This window comes from Varibaculum massiliense (assembly GCF_900106855.1).
Taxonomy (GTDB): domain Bacteria; phylum Actinomycetota; class Actinomycetes; order Actinomycetales; family Actinomycetaceae; genus Varibaculum; species Varibaculum massiliense.
The window spans coordinates 2,004,288-2,027,696 of sequence record NZ_FNWI01000004.1 but is presented as its reverse complement, the minus strand read 5'-3'; the positions used below and the strand labels follow the sequence as shown (position 1 = coordinate 2,027,696).

The 23,409-nt window shown below is 52.9% G+C and carries 20 protein-coding genes; 6 read left to right on the top strand and 14 right to left on the bottom strand.

The genetic code is table 11. The annotated features are described in order from the left end of the window. Positions 1 to 258: 258 nt before the first annotated feature. Positions 259 to 525: a 30S ribosomal protein S20 gene (rpsT, locus tag BQ5456_RS08945; RefSeq protein ID WP_071129670.1), complete on the top strand. Its 267-nt coding sequence runs from the start codon at positions 259 to 261 to the stop codon at positions 523 to 525. 438 nt (positions 526 to 963) lie between these two features. On the opposite strand, the gene BQ5456_RS08940 is transcribed toward rpsT, so the two are convergent. From BQ5456_RS08940 to BQ5456_RS08930, 3 genes are read right to left on the bottom strand one after another with little or no spacing between them, the layout of a single operon-like run. Then, on the bottom strand, positions 964 to 1,755 hold the full coding sequence (locus tag BQ5456_RS08940; RefSeq protein WP_071129669.1) for an ABC transporter ATP-binding protein: 792 nt from the start codon (positions 1,753 to 1,755) through the stop codon (positions 964 to 966). 9 nt (positions 1,756 to 1,764) lie between these two features. Continuing rightward, complete coding sequence (locus BQ5456_RS08935; protein WP_071129668.1) at positions 1,765 to 2,760, bottom strand: FecCD family ABC transporter permease; 996 nt, start codon at positions 2,758 to 2,760, stop codon at positions 1,765 to 1,767. Next, a complete protein-coding gene (locus BQ5456_RS08930; RefSeq protein WP_083378449.1) occupies positions 2,753 to 3,928 on the bottom strand; it encodes an ABC transporter substrate-binding protein in 1,176 nt (391 codons plus the stop codon). The genes BQ5456_RS08935 and BQ5456_RS08930 overlap by 8 nt, the downstream gene beginning before the upstream one ends. A gap of 701 nt (positions 3,929 to 4,629) precedes the next feature. Between BQ5456_RS08930 and BQ5456_RS08925 the strand changes: the two genes are divergently transcribed. The 3 genes from BQ5456_RS08925 to BQ5456_RS08915 are packed head-to-tail and all read left to right on the top strand — an operon-like array spanning position 4,630 to position 6,560. Continuing rightward, positions 4,630 to 5,469, top strand: a complete 840-nt coding sequence (locus BQ5456_RS08925) for an SGNH/GDSL hydrolase family protein (RefSeq protein ID WP_071129667.1) — start codon at positions 4,630 to 4,632, stop codon at positions 5,467 to 5,469. Positions 5,470 to 5,520: 51 nt separating this feature from the next. Beyond that, the gene (gene msrA, locus BQ5456_RS08920; protein WP_071129666.1) at positions 5,521 to 6,042 is read left to right on the top strand and encodes a peptide-methionine (S)-S-oxide reductase MsrA; all 522 of its coding nucleotides are present in this window, start codon (positions 5,521 to 5,523) and stop codon (positions 6,040 to 6,042) included. Further along, positions 6,033 to 6,560, top strand: coding sequence for an O-acetyl-ADP-ribose deacetylase (locus tag BQ5456_RS08915; RefSeq protein ID WP_071129665.1), 528 nt, complete (start codon positions 6,033 to 6,035; stop codon positions 6,558 to 6,560). The genes msrA and BQ5456_RS08915 overlap by 10 nt, the downstream gene beginning before the upstream one ends. A 433-nt stretch (positions 6,561 to 6,993) precedes the next feature. On the opposite strand, the gene gatB is transcribed toward BQ5456_RS08915, so the two are convergent. The 5 genes from gatB to ligA all read right to left on the bottom strand — a co-directional run bounded on the left by gatB (position 6,994) and on the right by ligA (position 14,256). Then, positions 6,994 to 8,490, bottom strand: coding sequence for an Asp-tRNA(Asn)/Glu-tRNA(Gln) amidotransferase subunit GatB (gene gatB, locus BQ5456_RS08910; protein ID WP_071129664.1), 1,497 nt, complete (start codon positions 8,488 to 8,490; stop codon positions 6,994 to 6,996). Between the two features lie 10 nt (positions 8,491 to 8,500). Beyond that, positions 8,501 to 9,994 carry an Asp-tRNA(Asn)/Glu-tRNA(Gln) amidotransferase subunit GatA gene (gatA, locus tag BQ5456_RS08905; protein ID WP_071129663.1) on the bottom strand — a complete coding sequence of 498 codons (1,494 nt, stop codon included), beginning with the start codon at positions 9,992 to 9,994 and terminating at the stop codon, positions 8,501 to 8,503. A gap of 2 nt (positions 9,995 to 9,996) precedes the next feature. After that, positions 9,997 to 10,293: an Asp-tRNA(Asn)/Glu-tRNA(Gln) amidotransferase subunit GatC gene (gene gatC, locus BQ5456_RS08900; RefSeq protein ID WP_071129662.1), complete on the bottom strand. Its 297-nt coding sequence runs from the start codon at positions 10,291 to 10,293 to the stop codon at positions 9,997 to 9,999. A gap of 66 nt (positions 10,294 to 10,359) precedes the next feature. Beyond that, positions 10,360 to 11,601, bottom strand: a complete 1,242-nt coding sequence (locus tag BQ5456_RS08895; RefSeq protein WP_071129661.1) for a phospholipase D-like domain-containing protein — start codon at positions 11,599 to 11,601, stop codon at positions 10,360 to 10,362. 45 nt (positions 11,602 to 11,646) lie between these two features. Next, entirely contained in the window at positions 11,647 to 14,256 is a 2,610-nt protein-coding gene (gene ligA / locus BQ5456_RS08890) for an NAD-dependent DNA ligase LigA (protein ID WP_083378526.1), read from the bottom strand. Positions 14,257 to 14,373: 117 nt separating this feature from the next. Here ligA and BQ5456_RS08885 point away from each other — a divergent pair, with 117 nt between their 5' ends. Beyond that, on the top strand, positions 14,374 to 17,622 hold the full coding sequence (locus BQ5456_RS08885) for an FtsK/SpoIIIE domain-containing protein (RefSeq protein WP_071129659.1): 3,249 nt from the start codon (positions 14,374 to 14,376) through the stop codon (positions 17,620 to 17,622). Positions 17,623 to 17,806: 184 nt separating this feature from the next. Continuing rightward, positions 17,807 to 18,055, top strand: a complete 249-nt coding sequence (locus BQ5456_RS08880) for a WhiB family transcriptional regulator (protein WP_071129658.1) — start codon at positions 17,807 to 17,809, stop codon at positions 18,053 to 18,055. A gap of 123 nt (positions 18,056 to 18,178) precedes the next feature. Here the strand turns inward: BQ5456_RS08880 and smpB are convergent, their stop codons facing one another. The 6 genes from smpB to BQ5456_RS08850 all read right to left on the bottom strand — a co-directional run bounded on the left by smpB (position 18,179) and on the right by BQ5456_RS08850 (position 23,391). After that, entirely contained in the window at positions 18,179 to 18,694 is a 516-nt protein-coding gene (smpB, locus tag BQ5456_RS08875; protein WP_071129657.1) for an SsrA-binding protein SmpB, read from the bottom strand. Positions 18,695 to 18,719: 25 nt separating this feature from the next. After that, positions 18,720 to 20,021 carry a M23 family metallopeptidase gene (locus BQ5456_RS08870; RefSeq protein WP_071129656.1) on the bottom strand — a complete coding sequence of 434 codons (1,302 nt, stop codon included), beginning with the start codon at positions 20,019 to 20,021 and terminating at the stop codon, positions 18,720 to 18,722. 2 nt (positions 20,022 to 20,023) lie between these two features. Beyond that, the gene (gene ftsX, locus BQ5456_RS08865) at positions 20,024 to 20,938 is read right to left on the bottom strand and encodes a permease-like cell division protein FtsX (RefSeq protein WP_071129655.1); all 915 of its coding nucleotides are present in this window, start codon (positions 20,936 to 20,938) and stop codon (positions 20,024 to 20,026) included. An 8-nt stretch (positions 20,939 to 20,946) separates the two neighbouring features. Further along, complete coding sequence (gene ftsE, locus BQ5456_RS08860; protein WP_071129654.1) at positions 20,947 to 21,639, bottom strand: cell division ATP-binding protein FtsE; 693 nt, start codon at positions 21,637 to 21,639, stop codon at positions 20,947 to 20,949. 108 nt (positions 21,640 to 21,747) lie between these two features. Continuing rightward, the gene (gene prfB, locus BQ5456_RS08855; protein WP_071129653.1) at positions 21,748 to 22,869 is read right to left on the bottom strand and encodes a peptide chain release factor 2; all 1,122 of its coding nucleotides are present in this window, start codon (positions 22,867 to 22,869) and stop codon (positions 21,748 to 21,750) included. Between the two features lie 42 nt (positions 22,870 to 22,911). Further along, positions 22,912 to 23,391: a CinA family protein gene (locus BQ5456_RS08850; protein WP_071129652.1), complete on the bottom strand. Its 480-nt coding sequence runs from the start codon at positions 23,389 to 23,391 to the stop codon at positions 22,912 to 22,914. Between the last annotated feature and the right edge of the window lie 18 nt (positions 23,392 to 23,409).

Here is a 23,409-nt window from a genome sequence, read left to right as displayed (position 1 = left end):
TTTTAATAACTTGGGTAAGGACGGCACTCGCCTTAGCGGATGCCGGGTAACTAGCTTCGCGGGTGGTTGGGGAAGTGAATTTGATTACCACGACTGGTTTTTTTAACGCTAGGGGCGCTGCGCCTGTTAGACTTATTCGCGGACTTGAGCCCCGGTCGGCTTTAGTCTTGCCGGTTTCTTGCCAGCGTGCCCCACACGCCAGTCCGAATCCGGCTCAGCCCTCTGGACCGAATATTAGTACTCATAGAGAGTGAAAAATTGGCAAATATTAAGTCTCAGAAGAAGCGTATTCGTACTAACGAAAAGCGCCGTTTGCGTAACCGCTCGGTAAAGTCCGAGCTCAAGACGCTGGTACGTCGTACCCGCGAAGCGGTGGCAGCTGGTGATGCCCAATTGGCAGAATCCGAATTGCGCGTGGTCAGCCAGAAACTGGATCGCGCCGCGCAAAAGAAGATTATCCACCGTAACCAGGCGGCTAACCGCAAGTCGAAACTGGCGAAGCTGGTTAACTCCATGGAGAAGTAACCGCTTTTCTAGCGTTTAACTTCCTGGCAGCAGCGCTTTAGGTGTGTTGCCGGAAAAAATATCTCACTACCCCAGGTAGTGAGATATTTTTATTCCCCGCCCTGATGATTTCGGGCTAATACTGGTTAATACCCAAATGGGCATTAGCCCATTAATCACCCAGATCCGAGTCGGCATCATTGAATCTGATTACCATCTCATGCGTTTGCTGACGTGGCAGGCGTGGCTGAAGCAGATAACTGCCATTGACTGCTGGTGGTGTATTGATTCCAAAGCGATACGGAACGGATCACCATCGTTTCGGGCAGGCAAACATGTTGAAAACTAGCTCGTGTTCACTTCCTTGTTGAGCGCCAGATTATCCAGAAGGAGAAGTTACGCACTTGGCGAGGTGATGATTTTTGTCCAGGGTTGGCCATGTTACTTGCTCGGTTAACGCTAATTTTGGCAAAACTTGGAGGTGTGCTCCTGAGTGGCCGAAATATGCGGGTCGTCCAAGAGGTCGAACCCGAAAAGGATCCGGTCTTTAACTGACTCCAATATTGCGTCCACCGTATAAACTTCCCTGAAGAGTTGCTTCGTAAAAACCTTGTTGGGCGCGCCCTCCGCATAAATCTTGCCTTCGTGGAGGACGACAATGTGATCCGCAAAACGCTCAATGAGGTCGATCTGGTGCAGGGTAACCACAGTTGTGATGTGCCGAGCCACGGTTAGTGATTTTATCTGCTGCAGAATACGGTACTGATTTTCTATATCGAGTGCTGACGTAGGTTCGTCAAGAAGAAGGACATCAGGGTTTTTCACCATTGCCTGACCTATGAATACCTTTTGACGTTGACCGCCGGAGAGGTTTCTGATGGCAACGTTCCTGAGGGGCTGCAGTTCAAGCATGTCTAAGATCTCGTTAACATCGTCAACATCCTGTTGCGCAGTCCGCAACCCGAGTTTCGCTACCTTTCCTATCAACACTGTCTCGAACACCGAAAACGGCAAATCGGCCTCGGTATGCTGGTTGAGATATGACATCGTACCGACGGCCTCAATTGACTTTGCCGTGCCCGGGCGTGGCTTCTCCCTGCTCGAATGCACAATCGCCTTCATCAGCGTGGTTTTCCCAACGCCATTGCGGCCCATAAATACGGTGACCTGACCAGGTTTCGCCTGGAAACTAATACCATCGATGATTCGACGACTGCCATAGTTAAACGAGAAATCACTGACATTAATCACGTTCTACACCTATCGTTGACGCCGCTGGCTAACTAGGGCATACACCAAGAATGGGATGCCGATAATGGAACTGATGATGCCGATTGGCACAACCACACCGGGAACAATCAGCTTGGAAACAATCGAAGAGAAAAGCAGAATCATTGCGCCAAGAATCGCAGAACCGGTCAAATAGAATCGCTGATCCTCAGACACGAGCCTTCGTGCCAAGTGCGGCGCCGCCAGCCCGATAAAACCAATTTTCCCGCAAAAACTCACCGCCAGTGCTGTGAGCACTGATGCCGATATCAGCGACACAATTTTTACTCGTTGGACTGGCACCCCAAGCGCATCCGCACGTGCTTCACCGAACTTCAACGCTGTGAGATTCCATGCATTGCGCAAGAGCACGGCAAATACTATGACGAACACTGAAAGCATTATCCAGCCTTGAGTATACGAGCCGCGAGTGAGGCCACCCATGGTCCAGAAGACAATATACGAAAGGCTTTCTTCTGAGGCACGGTATTGAATCAACGACAAAAATGCGTCGAATAGAAAATTCAGCGCAATACCAGCGAGTACCAGCGAAGAGTTGCTCATCGCAATGTACTTTCCCACCGCGAAGATCACGAACACCGAAAGGAGCGCCACAAGTAGCGCGCCACCGGTGACGAACACCATCGGCACTGCCATCACAAATACAATTGCCGCCCCCAAACTCGCTGCGGAAGAAACACCGAGAGTAAATGGAGAGGCCAGCGGGTTGTTCAATATTGTTTGCATTACCGCGCCGGCCAACCCAAGACTTAAGCCCACCCCGACTGCCATGAGAGCTGCGGGCATGCGTATTCGGAAGAATGCAATATGCTCGACTGTATTAGGGTCAAACACCACGGCCAGATTCGAGAGTGTGATCTTCGCAGGGCCAACACAAAGGTCAACCCCAAACAGAGCGATGACCGCTAAAGCGGCAAGTACGATCCACAGCCCGCGCGGAAGATGCCGCACTTTCGCACTACTCATACTTGATAAACCATGTCCCCTGGTACTTAATAGGCATGAACTTGTCGAAGTACTCCTTGATTAACGCATCCGGATCGAGATCATCGAATTCTTTTGGATGGAACAGTTTGGCAAGTCTTGCGTAGGAGTAAAAGTCAAGCATGTCACGGGTCAGCGGATGGCCGATCGCGTATATCTCTTTGTTCTTTACTGCCTTTAGTTTGTCCCAGCCGTCACGTTCCAGGAAGGGGGCGATAGATGCCCGCGCTTCTTCCTTCGACACGGAGAAACCCATCTTCACTGAATCCGGCTGATCCGCCCACAGGGAACCCGAGAAGATAATTTTGTCTGGGTTACTTACCAGCACTTGTTCAGCGGAAAGCGGTTGCGCATCTTTTGCATCGAGAAACTGTTTTGCGATGTTATCGGCGCCAACATCCTCGAGGATTGCACCCCACATCGTTCCTGAGCCATAGGTGTTTCCAAATTCCTTTGGCCCACCCGACGAAGTTTCAAAATACACTGATTCAGATTTTTTAAGTTTCGCAGCACGCTTTTCTATGTCACCGACGATGTCAGAATAGAACTTTGTGATTGCTTTTTCGTTCTTAGTTAGGCCGGTTGCCTCCGCGATAATCTTCGTGGATTTGATGTGGTTTTTCAGGTCTTGCCCATGATAATCAATGTAGATAACTGGCAACCCTGATTTATCAGCGATAACGTCCATCTTTGCTTTTTGGGTAACAGGAGCGATAATTCCATCGACACCATCCGCCAGCAATTGCTCGGCGGTGAGCTGATCCTTTGTCGCATCACCAATTTTCGGGATATCAGCTAACTCCGGGTTGGCCTTGACTAAGAGTGACCAGAGGTCTTGGCGGTTAGATTCCAGTCCCTTGTCCATTGCGCCAATCTTAGAAGTGTAGTTGTCTCGGTCGAGAGCCGCCATCGTCAAAAAAGGTCCGCCCGAGCCCGACAATTGAATAGCCGCCTTCTCAAGCGGTTTCTTCAATTTAACAGTATTGCCTGTAACATCCGTGATAGTTACGCCTTGGGACGCGGATGTTGTTGCCTGATCCGATTTAGAGGCAGAAGAGCTCCCTCCCAGAGCGCCGCAGCCGGCCAGCGAACAGATCATTGCTACGCTGACAATGAGACTAGAAAATGTTTTTCGTATGTTAAAGCTCATAACCACGACTTTCTTTCTTAATTTTGGTCGCACCACATCCGAGCAAAGAGTGGTTGAGGTGCGTTGGCGGACTCTAACCAACAGTTATTCAATCATTCGATTTAATAATTGATTAAAACATGTTCCTACCCTGGTGTCAATAATCTGACATGCCTCACGCATTTTGGGTTAATACCGAAAACCCGAACGGTTTTCGCACCGTTCGGGTTCGCCGCGCTAGCAACTCTTCGTGTTGCGCCAACGAAGTGCAAGCAACACTTAGGTGTTGCGCACAACTTCCTCCGATTCACTAATGAAGAAACAAGTTTCTTCACCGTTCATCGTCTTTGTGCCAGTAATCCCTGACGGGATTACGCACGATTTCGTCGTCCTCACTAATAAAAAAGCCCAAACGGCTTTTTCACCGTTCGGACTCACCGTGCTAGCAACACTTCGTGTTGCGCACCGTTTCCTCACCCTCACTAATACGAAAACCCGAACGGTTTTCGCACCGTTCGGGTTCGTCACGGTGGAGCTAGCGGGAATCGGCGGTGCTACGCACCAGCAAGGGTTTTCGGAGCACAGCCCCCGAAAACCACTGGCGCGGGCGAACGCTCAACCCGCGTTCGCAACCTCCCCGCGCCAGCCCTTACGGGCTAATGCTCATTTTCGGGTTCTACGTAACCGTTGCAGATAGTTTTCTTGGCGTTTAGGGTGGAGGCGTGAGTACAACTGATAAGGAAGATGCAGCAGCAGCTCCAGTTGTTCCCCCTTGGGACAGCTTTGTAGCGATTGGAGATTCTTTCACCGAGGGAATGACCGATGCCCTAGAAGACGGCAGCGATGACCCACTTTATGTGGGATGGGCTGACCGCTTGGCGATGGAGATTTCTCGACGCCGAATAGCTGCCGGCCAAGAGCCCCTAAAATACGCTAACCTGGCCATACGAGGAAAACTCATTGGACAAGTAAACCGGGAACAATTGGATGCCGCCATCGCGATGAAACCGGCACTAATGTCGATTATCGCCGGCGGTAACGACATGATTCGTCCCGGATCCTCTGCCGATAAAGTGACGGAGCTGTTAGAAGAAATGGTGGTCAAGGTACGCGCACACGGGATTGAAGTGTTACTTTGCGCCCACTATGCGCCGCGCCACTCCCCGGTACTGGAACTTACCCGCCCCACGGTGGCGATCTTCAACTCTAATCTCTGGTCGATTGCGCGCCGTCACGGCTGCTATGTGATGGATCAATGGGGGCTACGCTCGCTCAATGATACTGCTATATGGGCACCTGATCGTTTACATTTAACCGGGGAAGGTCATCAAATAATGATGAACGCCGCCCTGGAGGCTTTAGGGCAACCCATAGTAGATGCTGACTATCAAACCCCGGCTCCTGCCGGAAAAGACCGCTTTGCCGCCTCAGAAAATATCGCCTGGGTAAAGGATCATTTATGGCCATGGGTAACACGCCATTCTCGAGGACGTTCCTCTGGAGACGGTCGCAGCCCTAAATATCCGCAGCTAGTTCCGGTCACTGACGATTTCTTGGAGTAACTACCTGCCTTCTACCGAAAGTAGTATCTTCTCGCCCTCTATACTGAAGCCATGGGAAACACCGAAACCGCTTATTTTGCAATGGGCTGCTTTTGGGGAGCCGAACGCCTTTTCGCAGGGATCCCCGGGGTAATACAAACTGCGGTCGGCTATATGGGAGGAAATACCGAGAATCCCAGTTACCAGCAGGTTTGTACCGATGCTACCGGGCATGCGGAAACCGTGCGGGTAGATTTCAACCCAGAGCAGGTCGGCTACCGTCAGCTGCTAAAGATATTTTTCTCCCACCATAATCCCACCACCCGTAACCGTCAGGGCGCCGATATAGGTTCCCAATACCGCTCCCAGATTTTCCCCACTAGCCTTACTCAAGAAAATGAGGCACGGGCGGTGTTGTTGGAGCTCTCTCCCAAAATTCAAACCCTCTACGGCGCCGAGCCCGTCACCGAAATCTCGACTGCCACTCAGCTTCCCGTATTTTACCCGGCTGAGGAATATCATCAACGCTATCTAGAAAAGAATCCCTTTGGGTACTGCTCGATTAAAGATAATGGACTAATGAAATGCAACTAGGAAAACTGCAGGTAGAGGTAATTCTATCCGATATCACTATCTTGGAAGTAGACGCGATTGTAAACGCAGCTAATACTTCCCTCTTGGGAGGAGGCGGCGTAGACGGCGCTATCCACCGCACAGCTGGTCCCGGGCTGCTGCAAGAATGTCGCACCCTGGGTGGGGCGCGCACCGGGCAAGCCAAGATTACCGGGGGCTACAACCTGCCTGCCAAGCACGTGATTCATACTCCCGGCCCGGTTTGGCATGGCGGAGGCAGCCGGGAAGCCGAGCTCCTGGCGACCTGCTGGCGCAACTGCCTGCATCTAGCCGCGGAAAATCATTGCCACTCCATTGCCTTCCCCTCGATTTCCACCGGGGTATACCGCTTCCCCATAGAGCAGGCCGCCCAGATCGCAATGGGAGAAATCAAAGACTTCGCAGCCTCCCCCTCCACCCTAAAATCCGTGATTATCTGCTGCTTTAGCCCTGAAGACCAGCAAGTCTACCAACAGGCCCTAACAGCAATCGCCCAGTAGCAGTCGAGTTCCCGAAGGCGAGAGGGCAGATTTCTATGCGAAGGAGAGATTTTTCCTCCCGCCAAACTCCGTGTAGATACGTACGCACGAGGGCGGATTTAGCCTCCCGCCCAAAAACTCGCAAAAGACTGGAGTCTTTTGCGAGTTTTACGCCCGCCTAGCCTGATCGGCATAAATCCGCCCTCGCGCGGTTGCGTTTCATGTGCAGGATATTTACGCCAGTTACCATGCCTTGTAAAGTGGGGATACCGCGGGAGACAAGCCTCATATAGTCCAAAAATCACGGTCGCGTTTGCCGTTGTAGCGCGGGGGAGAGATTTTATCCGAGTGGGTGCGGTGGGCATAAGAATTCGGAAAACGTCGCTACGTTTTCCGAATTCTTGGGCAGGAGGAAAAATCTATCCCCCGCGCCTGATCTAGCTAAGTGAAGAAACTAGCCGTTGATTTGCTTAAGAATCATTTCCCGAGCTTCACCGGCATCTGCCTGCCCCTTGGTGGCACGCATAACTCCCCCCATGAGGGCGCCAATCGCCTTGACTTTCCCGCCTTTGATTTGCTCCACCACTTTCGGGTTATCCGCAATCACCTGGGCGACAGCTGCCTGTAGAGCAGCGGTGTCCCGCACGATTTCTAGTCCCCGCGCTTTCATCACTTCGGCGGGGGTGCCTTCACCTTCAAGTACCCCGGCAATCACCTTGCGCGCCAACTTATCGTTGAGTTTACCCTGGTCTACCAGGTCTTGTAGCTGCGCTACATCGGAAGGAGTGGCTGCTACCTGTTCTAGCTCCAGGTTCTTTTCTTTGGCTATCCGGGAGATTTCCCCCATCCACCATTTACGCGCGGCCTGGGGCGCGGCACCCGCGGCGACAGTGGCCTCGATAATGTCCAAAGCATCGGCGTTTACTACATCCCGCATTTCCATATCGGAAAAACCGTATTCTTCGCGCAGACGGCGGCGCCGGGCTACCGGCAGTTCCGGCAGATTGGCACGCAGCTCCTCTACCCATTCTTTCGCGGGGGCTACCGGCACTAGATCCGGTTCCGGGAAGTAACGGTAATCTTCGGCATCCGATTTTTCGCGCCCAGCAGAGGTAGAGGAAGTGTCCTCGTGCCAGTGACGAGTTTCCTGGATTACTTTGCCGCCTTCAGAGAGTATCTTTGCCTGGCGGCGAATCTCGTAGGTAACCGTTTTTTCGATCGCTTTGAACGAGTTCACGTTCTTAGTTTCAGTGCGGGTTCCCAAGGGAGCATCGGGACTGGGTCGCAAAGATACGTTCACATCGGCGCGCACGTTTCCGCGTTCCATCCGTGCCTCGGAAACCTCTAACGCCCGGAAAATATCGCGCAGAGTACGCACATAAGCCGCAGCTACCTGCGGGGTTTTCGCGCCAGCACCCTCGATAGGACGCGAAACGATTTCTACCAGCGGTACCCCGGCGCGGTTGTAGTCCACCAGGGAATAGGCGGCGCCTTGGATACGTCCGGCATCTCCCCCAATATGGGTGTTCTTCCCGGCGTCCTCTTCCATATGGGCGCGTTCAATATTGACCCGGAAGATTTCCCCATCATCAAGTTCTACATCTACGTACCCGTCATGGGCGATAGGCTCATCGAATTGGGAAATCTGGTAGGCCTTCGCCAGGTCGGGATAGAAGTAGTTTTTGCGCGCGAACCGGCAGAAGGGGGCAATCTCGCAGTTGAGGGCCAGGCCAATCTTAATCGCGTATTCCACCGCCCGCTCGTTAGCTACCGGCAGGGAGCCGGGCAGACCCACTGAAACCGGGGTTACCCGGGTGTTGGGTTCGCCTAGCGAAGAGTTTGGGGCACTATCGAACATCTTGGTTTTGGTACCCAGCTCGACGTGGACTTCCAGCCCCAATACCGGATCAAACTCGGCTACTGCATCTTCGTATTTCATTAAGTCGCTCATTGCTTCTCCTCTACTTCACCGGGCAAGCAGCCGGAACGTCGGTGCCGCAGGCATCAACTGCGGCTTGGGCTACCTGATACATGAGGGCGTCGGCGCGCTGCGGCGCCATCACCTGGAACCCAATCGGCAATCCTTGATGATCCAGCCCAATCGGCACGCTAATCGCCGGAATCCCCGCTAGATTCGCAGGGATAGTGGCAATATCGCAGTTATACATGGTCAGCGGGTCGCCAATCTTTTCCCCCAGCTTGAAAGCTACGGTGGGCGAAGTAGGCAATACTAATGCATCTACCTGCGAGAACGCCTTGGCATAGTCTTCTTGCACCAAAGTGCGCACCTTTTGGGCGCTACCGTAGTAAGCATCAAAATATCCGGCAGATAACACGTGAGTCCCCAGAATAATCCGGCGTTTAACTTCTGCCCCGAAACCTGCTTCCCGGGTGGCAGCCATTACGGTTTCCGCAGTTACCGGCCCGGAGGTCGGCTCAACCCGGATTCCGAAACGGATACCGTCAAAGCGCGCCAAGTTAGAAGAAACTTCCGCCGGCATAATCAAATAGTAGGCAGCCAAAGCATATTTGAAGGAGGGCATATCGATTTCGGTAACCGTAGCTCCCCGCTCTTTCAAAGCCGCAACCGTATCGTTAAAGGCACGGGTAACGTCCTCTTCGTAGCCGTCTCCCCCAGCCTGTTTAACTACCCCCAGGCGCAGCCCAGACAGGTCAGTTTTACCTTGATATTCCTTAACGGCCTCTAGCAAAGCCGGAACCGGCTCATCTAGGGAGGTGGAGTCAAAAGGATCATGCCCGCCCACTAGTTCCTGCAGCGCTGCGGCATCCGCAACCGTACGGGTCACCGGACCAATCTGATCTAGAGAGGAAGCCATAGCGACCAAACCATAACGCGAAACTGCACCATAAGTGGGTTTGGCGCCTACGGTGCCAGTGACCGCACCGGGCTGGCGAATCGAGCCGCCAGTATCGGAACCTAAAGCTAAAGGCACCATAAAGGAGGCTACTGCCGAGGCCGAGCCTCCCCCGGAGCCGCCGGGAATCCGGGTAGAATCCCAGGGGTTGTGAGTAGGACCGAAAGCAGAATGTTCAGTAGACGACCCCATCGCAAACTCGTCCATATTGGTTTTACCGATAATCGGCAACCCCGCATCCTTGATTTTGGTAACTACCGTGGCATCGTAGGGAGGTTTCCAACCAGCCAAAATCTTTGAGGCACAAGTAGTTTCCTGCCCGCGGGTAACCATATTGTCTTTCAAGGCAATCGGCACTCCTGCCAGGGGATGCAGCTCTTCTCCGCCCTGGCGAGCCTTATCTACGCGGCGGGCAGTCTCGAGCGCGCCCTCCGGATCTAAATGCACAAATACGTTTAGCTTGGGGTTTAACTGTTCAATCCTGTCCAAACATGCCTGGGTTAGCTGCTCGGAAGTCAGTTCCCCACCACGCAGCTTTTCTGCTAGCTGCAGGGCTGAGAGTTTCAAAAAGTCTTCCACGGTTACTCCTCCCCAATGATTTGCGGTACCCGGAACTGACCGTCCTCGGCCAGAGGCGCTCCGGCTAATAGTTCCTCCCGGTCAAGGCATTCACCGGGAATGTCCGGGCGGAGCACATTGCTCATCTCAATCGGGTGGGAGGTGGCTTTAGTATCGGGACCTACGGCCTCGGATACGGTGGCGACCGCCGCCGCAATCTGCCCCAGCTCCCCCGCGAACTGGTTTATTTCTTCATCAGTGAGTGCGATGCGTGCCAAAGCGGCAACGCGCGCAACTTCATCCCTATCAATTGTCGACATGTTCCCCAGTCTAATGCCCGAGGCACTCCCGGTCATATTAGGCGGGGAACCCGCGGTGCGGCGCGTCTAGACAAAGAAAGCTAGGGGGCGTAAAAGCCTCTCTACTATCCGGTTAATAATGGGACGCTGATTCCATTCGTGGCGGCTAATCTGGCGGGCGTTTAATAGGTCGGTAAAGAAGATATTCTCCATATTCGCTGCAAGCGGCCGGGAAGTGATTGACATATTTATTTCGTGGTTGCCGGTCATCGATAACCGGTCGATATTTGCCGTACCGATAGTTGACCAGTATCCATCAATAACGGCGGTCTTGGCGTGAATCATCACATTGTCGTACAGCCACAGTTCCACCTGGTTATCGAGCAGGTCAGTTAGGTAGGATCGGGAAATCCAGTCCGCAATTATATGGTTTGATTTTGCCGGTACCAGTACTTTTACATCAACTCCCCGGCGGGCAGCATCAATCAGGGAACGTTGAATTACCCGATCGGGAACGAAATAAGCTGAGGTAATATAGGCGGATTCTTGTGCTCTATCTAGGGCGTTCACATACATTCCGCGTACTGGGAATAGCAGGCGTTTGGGGTCGTTAACGCAGGCTTGGATTTTTGAATTCCAAGATTTGGCGCGCGGATCTCGCACTTTCTTTAAGCGCAAATGCCACTTTTGGGCATAGTTCCAAAAATCCAGGAAGGCACTCTCTAATTCCCACACGTTGGAGCCGCTAATCCGCAGGTGAGTATCACGCCACTGGTTTTCCAGGTAGTAGGAGCCGATGTTGTATCCGCCCACGAATCCCACTTTGGAGTCCACGACCAGGATTTTACGGTGGTCACGGGCAGTATGTTTCAGCGAATACCGCAGGACATGCAGATTTTTTAGGCGGGGGAAACGGAAGAAACGCGGGCTAACCACCAGGTTCCCGAAGTGGTCCCATATAATGTAAACCTCGGCTCCGCGTTCAGCCGCCCTAATCAGGGCATCTTTGAATTGCTGCCCAATTTCGTCGGATTTCCAAATAAAAGTTTCAAAAAAGACCCGCTCTTTCGCGCCCTCAATAGCGGCCAGCATGTCGCGGTAGAGGTTTTCCCCGTCCGTATAGATTTTTAGCCGCGAACGATCCACGCGAATAGGGTCATTATTAATTTGGGGGTATCCACCGGGTTTGCCGGTTTGCCGCAACTTGCGTAGCTGGTCAATCGATACGATGACCGTAACCGTGATGGCCTGTAAAGTCGCAATCACCGCACCTACGATTTTCAAGCCACGCAGCAGCGGCGGGATCGTTTTCTTCGGGATCCTGAACATGGTAATAACTCTAGCGCGTAGCCGCTGCGCTTTGCGGAATACGCGCTAGAAAAGGCTATCGGCGCTCTTAACGAGTTTTTCTTCCCCATGGTCTGGGTTTTTTTGCGGTGAGGACGCGTTGGGGGCGGTTTTTTCTTGCCCGCTAACTTTCCCGTTTTCTGCCCTGCCTCCCGATTCAGCTTGGGCGAGAGTGTCCGTTAATCCCTCCTCTAAAAGCTGCGCGAAATACTTTTGCGGCAAGCAGGCGACCCCAAGCTCACGGGCTTTCTTTAGTTTTGAACCGGCCTTTTCACCATAAACCAACAGGTCAGTCTTTTTTGATACCGAGGACGCGGATTTTCCGCCTGCCCGCATAACCGCTTCTTTAGCTTCGTCCCGGGTATAGCCTTCTACCCGTCCCGAAACCACCACGTTTAGGCCGAGCAGGGTTTGTGCAGCGTTAACGGCGCCCTCATCGTGCATCACCACCCCAGCTTTTTCCCAAGCAGACACAATCTCTTGATGCCAGTCAATAGCGAACCAGTTTTTTATGGAGGAAGCGATTTCTGCTCCAATATCGTCTACGCTAGTTAGTTCACTTTCACTGGCGCTAGCAATCGCCTGCAAGGAGCCAAAACGCGCCGCTAAGGTGCGGGAGGCTTGGGGACCTAGATGCCTAATCGAAAGTGCCACTAGAATCCGCCACAGCGGCTGGGTTTTCGCTTTTTCTAGCTCCTCGAGCAGCAGCTTTCCCCGTGCTCCCAAGGCGGCTGCCCCTGGGTCTCCAGTTCCAAAATAGGCGCTATAGCTCCAGATTTCTCCCCCTCGCAATAGCTGGCGACTCTGGGCTGCTGCCTCTTTTTCGCTCTTTCCGGCTGCTACTAGCTGGGCTTTGAGTGCCTCCCGGTCAGCTTTGGTTACCTGCTTTAGATTCCAGGTTCTTACCTTTAGCAGCTGTTCAGCATCTAAATCGAATACCCCGGCCTCTAGCGGGAGCGCTGGGGAAGCTGGCTCCGGCAGTATGGACTTGGCTGCTTCCGATGGCGTGGTAGCTGCTGGGTCAGTCTCGGAACAATAAAGAAACTTTCCCCCCACCATTATCGCTGCCCCTTGGGTGAGGGCGAGAGCCGCCTGTTCCCGCTCCGTCTCGGGCATGGTGAGTGCTGCCGCTGACTGTTCCCCCAATCCTTCAATATCGAGGGCGCCGCGCGAAGCTAAGAAAATGACCCGTTCTTTAATCTGTTCCGGGCAATGACGCTGGTTGGGGCAACGCAAATCCTTGTCACCTTCCTTTTCGGGGCGAATCTCGCTGCCGCAGGAAGGACACTGCTTAGGCATTTGCCAGTCTTGTTCGCTGCCGTCCCGCAAATCCACAACCGGGCAAACGATTTCGGGGATCACATCCCCCGCTTTACGCAGCACTACGGTGTCCCCGATTTTTACGCCTTTGCGGCGCACCTCAAAGGGATTATGGAGGGTAGCCCGCTCCACATTAGACCCATCTACCAGCACTTTTTCCATTACCCCGTAGGGGGTTATCCTGCCAGTACGCCCCACCCCTACCCGGATATCCAGTAGTTTGGTGTGAACTTCTTGGGGCGGGAACTTATAGGCGACTGCCCAGCGCGGCGCGCGGGCGGTAAACCCCAGTTCCCCCTGGGTTTTCAGGTCATCGATTTTTAAGACCACCCCATCGATTTCGTGGCTAATCTCGGGTCGGATTTTACCGGTATGGGCAATATATTCTTGGATTTTATCCAGACCGCGCAACCGAGCAGTATATTCGCTGACCGGCAGTCCCCACTGGCGAAGCTGGTGGTACCACTGAATCTGGGAGCTTGGCGGGGTGAAACCAGCAGCTAAATCTGCTGCTTGCCATTGCACCCTCCCGATTCCATGCGCAATCAAAGCTAGAGGGCGAGTGGCAGTTACCCGGGCGTCCTTTTGCCGCAAAGACCCGGCCGCCGCATTACGGGGATTAACAAAAGGCGGCTCCACTTTGCTAGACAGTCCTGCTTTTTGCCGCTGCGCACGCCAAGCGGCAAGTTCCCCGGCTTTTTTAGCTTCGCTATATTCCTCCCATTGGGCGCTACGCTGCTCATTTAATTGATTAAAATCTGCGAGCGGGAAATAAATTTCCCCCCGAATTTCACAAAGTTCGGGTACAACCTTTCCGCTGAGCGTTTGGGGGATATTAGCGATAGTGCGAATATTGGCAGTTACATCCTCGCCTACGCTGCCATCCCCGCGAGTAGCCCCGATGGCAAGTTTCCCATTCCGATAGGTGAGGTTAACCGCCAAACCATCAATTTTTACTTCCGCGCTCACCGGCGGGTTTTTCTCCCCGGTAGCCTGTGCCATTCGCTGATACCAACCAGATACTTCTTCGGTATCGAACACGTCATCGAGGGAAGCCATCCGCTCTAGATGGGTAACGGAAGAAAAAGTTTTTTGCGCACTCCCCCCTACGGTTTGAGTAGGCGAATCGGGGTTTATTAACTGCGGAAAGCGTCCCTCAAGTTCCTCTAGCTGACGAAACAACTGATCATAAGCGGCATCGGAAAGCGTGGGGCGGTCTAGGTCATAGTAGAGCACCCGCGCCTGGTTAATCTGATCTACCAGCTCTTCCCACTGTTTTTGTGCCTGCGTTAATGCCTGCTCGTATTCGCTCGCCATGGCTTCATTTTCCCTTATTTTCATCCAGAAAAGAAAAGTATCCCCGCCCCTATAAGTTTTCCACAACGTAGTCAGAGACATTCGCATCCGCGCTACCTTCAAAGCTAGGTTAGCCGAGTGAGTTGGGAATCGGTGCGCCAAGCCCTGGCAGCTCCCTGTCATTTACAGATAGAACGCGGCCCGGCTGCCGGCTTGGTACTGCCTTTGAAAGGCAGCTATTGCACTATCGGACGTCAAGAACTCGGCGATAGGCAAGTCTCACGCGACCACTTGCTATTTATCGCAAAACAGGGCAATCTCCGGGTACGGGACCTAGGTTCTCGCAATGGCAGTTTTCGCGGCAAAACCGCCACGGTATTTTCTCGGTTGCGACTGGAACAAGAAATCGGCATTTCCTCACGCATTCGCGCAGGTAACACTGTCTTAAAAGTTTCTCCGCGACCCCACAGTCTAAGCGTACCTGCCCCGCGTCAAAGGTCGGGAGTTTCCTCTTGGCGACAATGGCTATTCTTACCCATGCTGATTTTCTTACCGATCTATCTCACTTCGTTGCTGCGCATTCCCCGAATTTGGGGATTGATACTTTTAGCGGCTGTTGCTTCCGGGGTTTTTATTATTTGGTGGTATCGCCGACCTCGCCCGGTAACTCCCGCGACACTGTTACTGGTGGCCAGCCAGCCAAAACGCTCCCCTGACTCTACCGCAACCAATAACCCCCAGGGCAGAGAGGTAGCAGCCTGGATCAGCCCCCATAAAGTAGTACGCACCCTCCCGGGGGATAAAATTTGTTTTACCGGCACCCATGCCCGCGAGCGTGCCCTGTGGTGGGCAGCGCAACTGGCGTGGCAAGAAGGCTCCCGCTACCGCTTAGCATTTGCGCTGCAGCCAGCAGATTTAGCTGCCAGTTATGAAACTTCTGTTGCCGCTAACGCTATGAATCAAAGCCAGAGCGAGGAGGCTTTCAAACTCGGGAGCGCCCCCGAGCTAGCGTCCTTGGAAAATAGCCGAGAATCTCTCCGGATAATCGTGGTTTCCCCTAGACAAAAACCGAGGGCAAACGAGAAAGATATTTGTATTACCTGGGCAGACACCCCAGGCGAGGCAGTAGTGTGGGCGAATCGGATTGTGCAAGTACCCGCTCATCGTGGCGTAACTCGTCACGCCGATTTACCCAGCCTGCTCTGGTGCCAGCTCCTTGCTGATGCCTGCAGACCTTTAGAAGAGACAAAAATAGCCGAGAAAGTTACCTTTAAGCAGCTGTGGGCAGATATCTTAAACGCCGGCAACCCTTGTGCGAAGATCGCCGCAAGTTGGAAAAATTCCCAATCTTTGCGAGCCCCGGTGGCACGAGATGCGCAGGAAATCTGCTATCTAGACTTGATTAAGGACGGACCGCATGCCCTACTAGCGGGGACAACGGGAGCGGGCAAATCGGCGGCGCTGACTACCTGGCTACTTTCGATGGCGCTTTCTCACCCACCCAGCAAATTGCAATATGTGCTGGTGGATTATAAGGGCGGGGATGCCTTTAGTAAGCTGCGAGCCTTGCCGCACGTTTTGGGGATACTAACCGACCTGGAGCCGGCGCTGACTAGGCGCGCAATTTTGTCTTTAAACGCCGAGATTAAGTACCGGGAGCAGCATAAGAGCCGTCAGCATCCGCGGATTGTGGTGGTGGTAGATGAGTTCCGAGTGCTGGCTACCGATCATCCGGATTTACTTGATTCTTTAATTCGGCTAGCTACTTTAGGGCGCTCGCTGGGAATTCATTTAGTTTTAGCTACCCAACGTCCCGCGGGTATCGTTGATGGACAAATCAAGTCGAATATGGCTTTGCGGATTTGTTTGCGGGTGTTAGAGGCAGCTGATTCCTGCGATGTAATAGGTGATGGTCGCTGCGCAGGGCTGCCGGCAGTTCCCGGGCGGGCCTGGATAAAATCAGCCACTGATGCCGGCGGAAAACTGGCGCAATTTGCCTGGATTCCACAGGAAAGTCAAGCAGAATGGCTTTCTCAGATGTGTCAAGCGACTTGGAAACCTACTTTCCTTCCTCATTTACCTTGGGCTCCCCCGCTTCCCCCTCGGATTGAGTTATCACAGCTGCCAGGGGAAATGGGAAAAGTAGTTTTAGGGCTGGGAGATTATCCACGCCGCCAGAAAATCGCTCCCCTTGCTCTGCGGTTACCATTTTCTGTGCATCTGGTGGGATCGGTGGGGTCTGGTAGGACTTCCTTAGCTTTGATGCTGGCGTTACAGCTGGTCAATAAGGGGCAAGAAGTCCATGTTATCTGCCGTTCTACCCGCCAGTTTTTCGGACCTTCTTTTGAGGATCAACATGAAAAAACTTGGCCGGGAACTATCGCTAGTACTCCGCAAGTAATCCTGGAGGTACTAAAACGCGCCAGCGCCGGTCAGCTAGCTGGAACCTTGATTATTGATGATTGCGAGGACAGCCTTGATGCCTTAGAACGCGCCTACGGACCGCTCGCCGGTAATGATCTCCTGGCGGGGGTGTGCCGGCAAAGTGAAGCACTCGGGTTTTCCCTGCTGATAGTGTCCGGACCATCGGGAGCGTCCTCCCGCCTATTCCAAGGGCTAAAAACCCAGATAGTGGGCGGGATACGCGATAGTGTACAGGCGGCGCAAGCCGGTTTCACCCCGCAGGCTTTGGAACAGATTAGCGGTCCGGGAGTTTTTGTATATTCTCCAAGTCGAGAAGCCACCCCGTTTCGGGCAGCCAATCCCCCACCCCCTCAACCTGAACGTTTCTTAAAAGCTCCCCGTCTCTGCCTGCACGCCCTCCCCAATCGTTTTTTACTCCCACCGGCTGCAATAACAAGTCAGTTCCCAAGAATTTTTGCCCGGGGATTGTCGGGAGCAATAAGAATAGAGGAATCCGATTTGCAGCGCGATTGGTTAATCATCGGGGAAAATGGCAGCGGGAAGAGCGATGCTGCGCAGCTACTCAGCGGTTTCCTGCCTCACCATCAAGTGCTGGAAGACTTAAACGCTCCTGATCCCCGCTTGAACCATTTACTCACATATTCCGGGCAGTCCCCTGATTTCCCGGTACTGGATACAGCCTCCGATCTGGATACCGAGGGAGCAAGAGCAGAAAAAACCCTGGTGCTGGCGAGTGTCAGTCCCCAGGTGCTGCAAACAACTTTTTCCGGTCCGCTGGCTGAACTGCGACAGCGGGCAGTTTTGCTAGTTTTAGGTAGCGCGCCGCAATGTCGCCCCTTCGTAAAAGGCATTGATTGCCAGGCACTTCCCGACCAAGTGGGGCTAATTCCTGGACGAGGAATCCTGGTCAAGGACGGTAAAGGTTTAGCCATACAATTGGCTACTTTTACTAAACCTTGCTAAAATTTCTTTCTTTTGTGACACGTTGCACGCGAATTATCCACTCTGAGCTGTCAAAACCCTTGATTTATCAGCTGTTAACTAAAAAAATAGTAGATAGCAAAGGAGCTGCCCGCCAAGACAGCGTTCCATGCGGACAGTTACCCGCAAACTTGATACTTATTTTTAACTAATAAAGGAGACGCAGATGGATTGGCGTTCACGCGCTGCCTGCCTAGAAGAAGACCCCGAACTCTTCTTCCCTATCGGAAACACCGGCCCGGCCATCGCCCAGGCTGAACGTGCAAAAATGGTGTGTGCCCGCTGCGAGGTAGAGTCTATTTGCCTAGCTTGGGCTCTCGATAACAATCAAGACGCCGGAGTGTGGGGCGGTAAAAACGAAGATGAGCGTCGCAGCATGCGCCGCCGGAAAGCTCGCGCCCGCCGTAGCTGCTAACTAAAAACAAAAGTAAAAACTCTCTGTTACCTGCTTCGAGGAGCGGATAACAGAGAGTTATTTATTTCCCGTTTTATCGCCAACACTTATGTTCGGGAAATCAGGGTTTTCCTATCCCGCTCCCTACCCGTGGGCAGAGCGCCGGTTCCAATCCTTCATCGCTCTTTGAGCTTCTCGTTTATCTTGCTGTTCACGTAGGGTCTGACGTTTATCCCATTCCTGTTTGCCGCGAGCAAGCGCAATTTTTACTTTCACCCGTCCGGCAGAAAAATACAGCTCTAAAGGCACAATCGTATAGCCTTTCACCGTGGAGTCGGCAGCAAGTTTGTCGATTTCCCGCCGATGCAGTAACAGCTTACGTTTACGCAGCGGAGCGTGGTTCGACCAAGTGCCATTAATGTACATGGGGATATGGGCATGTTGCAACCAGGCCTCCCCGCGATCAATCTCTACCCAGGACTCGGTTAGAGAAGCCCGCCCCATACGCAAAGACTTAACCTCGGTACCAGTGAGCACCAGCCCAGCCTCATAGGTATCTTCGATAAAGAAGTCATGCAACGCTTTTTTGTTGCGCGCAATCATCCGCACCCCGGTATTACTTTTACCCTGCGCGCCGCGACTTTTATCTTTCTTACTCATAGCGTTCCTACGCTATCGCAAAAAACTAGGGTAAAGGAATGGGATTTATTACTGACCCGTTCTTCCAGAGCTCAAAATGAACGTGGCACCCGGTAACCCTGCCGGTAGCGCCGGTATAACCAATTAGTTGTCCCTTGGAAACCTGGGCTCCGGGGCTAGTAGCAAACTGTGTCATGTGACGGTAAACACTAATCCAGGAACTACCCCCCAGCATCCCATGATTAATAGTGACTGTGTTTCCGCCGGTGCCTTCATAGCGGGTAGAAACCACAGTCCCATTGGCCGCCGCATATTGCGGTAATCCACAGCCGGCCGCAATATCAGCACCCATGTGCAAACGGCGTTGCCCGGTCACCGGATGAATCCGATACCCAAAAGGTGAAGTTAAATATAACGCCCCTTTAATCGGAGCTTGGAAGATTCCTCCCGTCGTGAAGCCAGCGCTGCCACTACCAGCATTACCGCTACTGGCACTGCCACCAGCTTGCGAACGGCGGTTCTGCGCATCAATCTGCTCAATCCGCTCGCGTGCCGCCTGCTGTTCCTTTTCGGCCTCCTCTAACTGCTTAGAGATTTCACCCTTCTTAGACTCTAGTTCGGCTTCATGATTTTTCTTTTCATCCAGAGTCTGATTTAACTCCTCAAGTTTTGTCTGTTTATCTGCTTTCGCACCATCTGCGGCTTGTAGAGCCGCGTCCGCCTGTGCTTTCAACTTTCGTACCTGGCTGGTGAGTTCTCGCTGTTCCGCCTGGGAATTCTTTTGTCCCACAATCTGGTTCTGCACCGACTTTAAGGAATCGGATTGCATCTGGGCTGCCAGTTGCGCATTGCGTGCATAGGTACTTAAATCACCGCTGTTCTTATCGGAGATAAAAAATTCGAAAGTCCCACCCAAGGAAGGATTGGTATAGGTTTCGCGTGCTACTTTGCCGATATTACTGAGGTTTTCGCTCTCTTTTTCTTGCGAGGTCGCTAAAGCTTTTTCAACCTGTTTTAGCTGAGCAGTAGCCACCTCTAGCTGATCTTGTGCCTGGGCTTGTTCCCGCGCGGCACTAGCTTGTACCCGAACCGCCTCGTCATAAGCGTCCTGCGCACTCTGTTGGGCATCTTTCGCATTTTCCAGGGCAATCACCGAGTTTGCTAAATCAGCACTCACGTCCTCTAAAGAAGCACGTAACTGGGCAGCTTTATCGGAGGCAGCCTTTTCTTTACTAACCTGGTCGCTGCGGTCGGAAGCCATGGCGGTACCGGTCGCTCCCGCGAACACTAGCGCCCCCGTTAGCAGGGCGGTGCCGGCTACTTTTCCGAAGCGATTCCTAAAAAACATGGTTATACCTTCGCGTATTTAGCTAGAGAAGCAATAGAAGCAATAATCGAAAGAACCAGGGCAGCAGCTATAATAATCCCGGAGAGAATCGCCACTTCCCGCAGATTTACGAACTGGATAAAGGGGATAGTTTTTTGCAACCACCCTTGCACCAGGTATTTCACCCCCGCGAATAAGGCTCCGCAGGCGAGCAGCGCCCCGAGAAGAGCGCAAAGCGCGCCTTCAATCATAAAGGGCAGCTGGATGAACAGCCCGGATGCACCCTCCATCCGCATAATCTCGGTTTCTTTCTGCCGTGACATAGCGGAAAGCCGGATAGTGGTGACGATTAGCAAGATTGCCGCAATCGCCATTACCCCCGCTAGTCCCCACGAAATTCGCATAGATTGACTAAACAGATTCATTAACGGTTTTACCAGCTGTGACTGATCTTGTACCTGTTCTACCCCCGGCTGCCCCGATAACTGGGCAGAAACGATCTCGTACTGGGAAGGATCCTTCATTTTTATCCGAAAAGCCTGCGGCAACATTTCCGGTTTAGTGGCTTCCCCCAAAGTGGTGTCGCCATACTGTTTTTGAAAATCCGCATACACCTGGTGGTGATTTTGGAACTCGTAATGATCCACATAGCGGGACAAGGTACCCCGATCCAGTTCGTCCTTGACGTCTTGAATCTGCCGTTTAGTAGCCGCCTGCCCATTGCAATTAGCCACCTGGTCATCTTGAGCGCACATATATACGCTCACTTCCACCTTGGCGTACCATTCCTTCTGCATCGCAGCAATCTGCATTTGCGCCAGACCGCCCACCCCTACGAACAGTAGGGAAATGAAAGTTACTAGCACCACCGAAATGGTCATCGCCATATTGTGTCCCAGACCGGAAAATACTCGGCCGAGAATAAACCGCAAACGCATTTTTTCTCCTAGCTACGACTCGATCCGTACACGCCGCGATCCTGGTCGCGCACTACTTTCCCATCTACCAACTCGATTACCCGTTTGCGCATCTGGTCAACGATTTCATCGTCGTGAGTTGCCATCACCACGGTGGTACCGGCACGGTTAATCCGATCCAGCAGCCGCATAATTCCTAGAGACGTTTTAGGATCTAGGTTCCCGGTGGGCTCATCGGCCAGTAAAATCTCGGGACGGTTGACCATTGCGCGGGCAATCGCAACTCGCTGTTGCTCGCCACCAGACAGTTCATAGGGCATGCGTTTTTCTTTGCCCTCTAGTCCCACCAGTGCCAATACCTGTGGCACCTCGGTTTTTATGGCATGACGCGGTCTTCCAATCACTTGCATCGCCAAAGCCACATTCGCCTGCACCGATTTATTTTCCAGCAAGCGGAAGTCTTGGAACACGGTACCAATCTGGCGGCGTAGCTTTGGTACTTTCCACCGGGACAGTCTGCCCACGTCCTTACCTAGTACCGTAACTTTTCCATGGGTAGGACGATTCTCTCGATAGATCATGGTCAGGAAAGTTGATTTTCCGGAACCCGATTTACCCACCAGGAATACAAACTCTCCCCGCTCGATATTGGTACTCACATGGTCTAGAGCAGGGCGAGCACCCCGCTTGTAAACCATCGATACGTCGTCAAAAGTAATCATGCATCCCCTAGCGTGTGTTGGAAGCTTCCGGCAATGCCCAACTTAACGCCTAGAGGCTGGGCATTTGCGCTCACACGCCGATTAAAGGGGGCTTAGTGCCTTGACGTGCTAGTTCTCACTTTCTTCCTGGGCTTTGCGCCAGCGAATCCCCGCATCTAAGAAAGCGTCAATATCTCCATCGAGTACCGCATCTACCTGGGATGATTCTTCCAGAGTACGCAGGTCTTTCACCATTTTGTAGGGGTGCAGCACGTAGGAGCGCATTTGATCCCCCCAAGAGGCTTTTACTTCCCCGGCGAGCTCCTTTTTCTTGGCTTGTTCTTCCTCGTGACGCAGTTGCAATAGCCGTGACTGCAACACCCGAAGCGCTGCCGCCCGGTTTTGAATCTGGGACTTCTCGTTTTGCATACTAACCACGATGCCGGTGGGGATATGGGTCATCCGCACCGCCGAATCGGTAGTATTTACCGATTGCCCACCCGGACCGGAAGAGCGGAAAACATCGATTCGCAAATCCGATTCGGGAATCTCAATATGGTCATCGGATTCAATCAGAGGAATCACTTCTACCGCCGCAAAAGAGGTTTGCCGCCGGGATTGGTTATCGAAAGGACTTTGTCGCACCAAGCGGTGGGTTCCGGCCTCTACCGATAAAGTCCCATAAGCATAAGGCGCGTCTACCTGGAAAGTGGCAGATTTTATGCCTGCTTCTTCTGCATAAGAGGTATCCATTACCTGGGTGGGGTAGCCGTGTCGTTCTGCCCAACGCAAGTACATTCGCAGCAGCATTTCCGCAAAATCGGCGGCGTCTACTCCCCCCACTCCAGACCGAATAGTAACTACTGCCCGGCGCTCATCATATTCTCCGGAAAGCAGAGTTTGTACCTCTAGGTCAGCAAGTTCTTTGTTCAATTTTTCTAGTAGGGTGCGCAGCTCTCCCAAAATTTCTTCCCGGTCACTGCCCAGTTCTTCCCCCGCCATCGCTTGCAGAGTTAGGGCGTCCTCGACGCTTTGCTCTAGCCGTTTTACCTGGTCTAGTCGGGATTTTAGGTGCGAGAGCTGGGAAGTTACTTGTTGAGCACGCTCAGGGTCATCCCACAGGTTAGGGTCAACACTGGCTTTTTCCAGCTCTTTTATTTGAGCGCCTAACTTTTCGGGATCGGTGACCGCCCGAATCTTCTCTAAGGTAGTTTGCGCCTTGCCAAGTTGCTCTTCGTAATCGTATGCCACGCTTCTAGGTTACCTGAGGAAATCCAGGCATAAAGACAGCGCTTAACTTAAAGCCCCGATAGCCAGCTCTAAGACGGCAGCAACCGTTTGCAAACGAATCTGGTTGCGATCCCCAGATAAGGAAAGTTCCGTGGTGGCGCCTCCGGCAGGAGTAGTAACCGAGATAAACACGGTACCAGCTCTATGTCCATCTTGGCTGCCCGGACCAGCTACCCCAGTAGTGGCGAGGGCGACGTCAGCGGAAAACAATTTCGCTGCCCCTTGCGCCATTTGCTCAGCTACCACCGGATCTACCGCTCCGGTCTCTTGTAGGCGAGACCGCGAAACTCCCAAGACTTCACTCTTAGTGCGAGTTTGATAAGTGGTGACTCCCCCGGCTACCACCTCGGAGGCACCCGCAATATCGCAGAGAGTAGCGCATACCAGCCCGGCGGTTAAGGATTCCGCACAGGCAATGCTGTAACGGTTTTCACGGAGGATTTCTTGCAGGCGGCGCGCCAGCGCATCTAGTTCTTGATTCATACTTCCATCATGGCACGA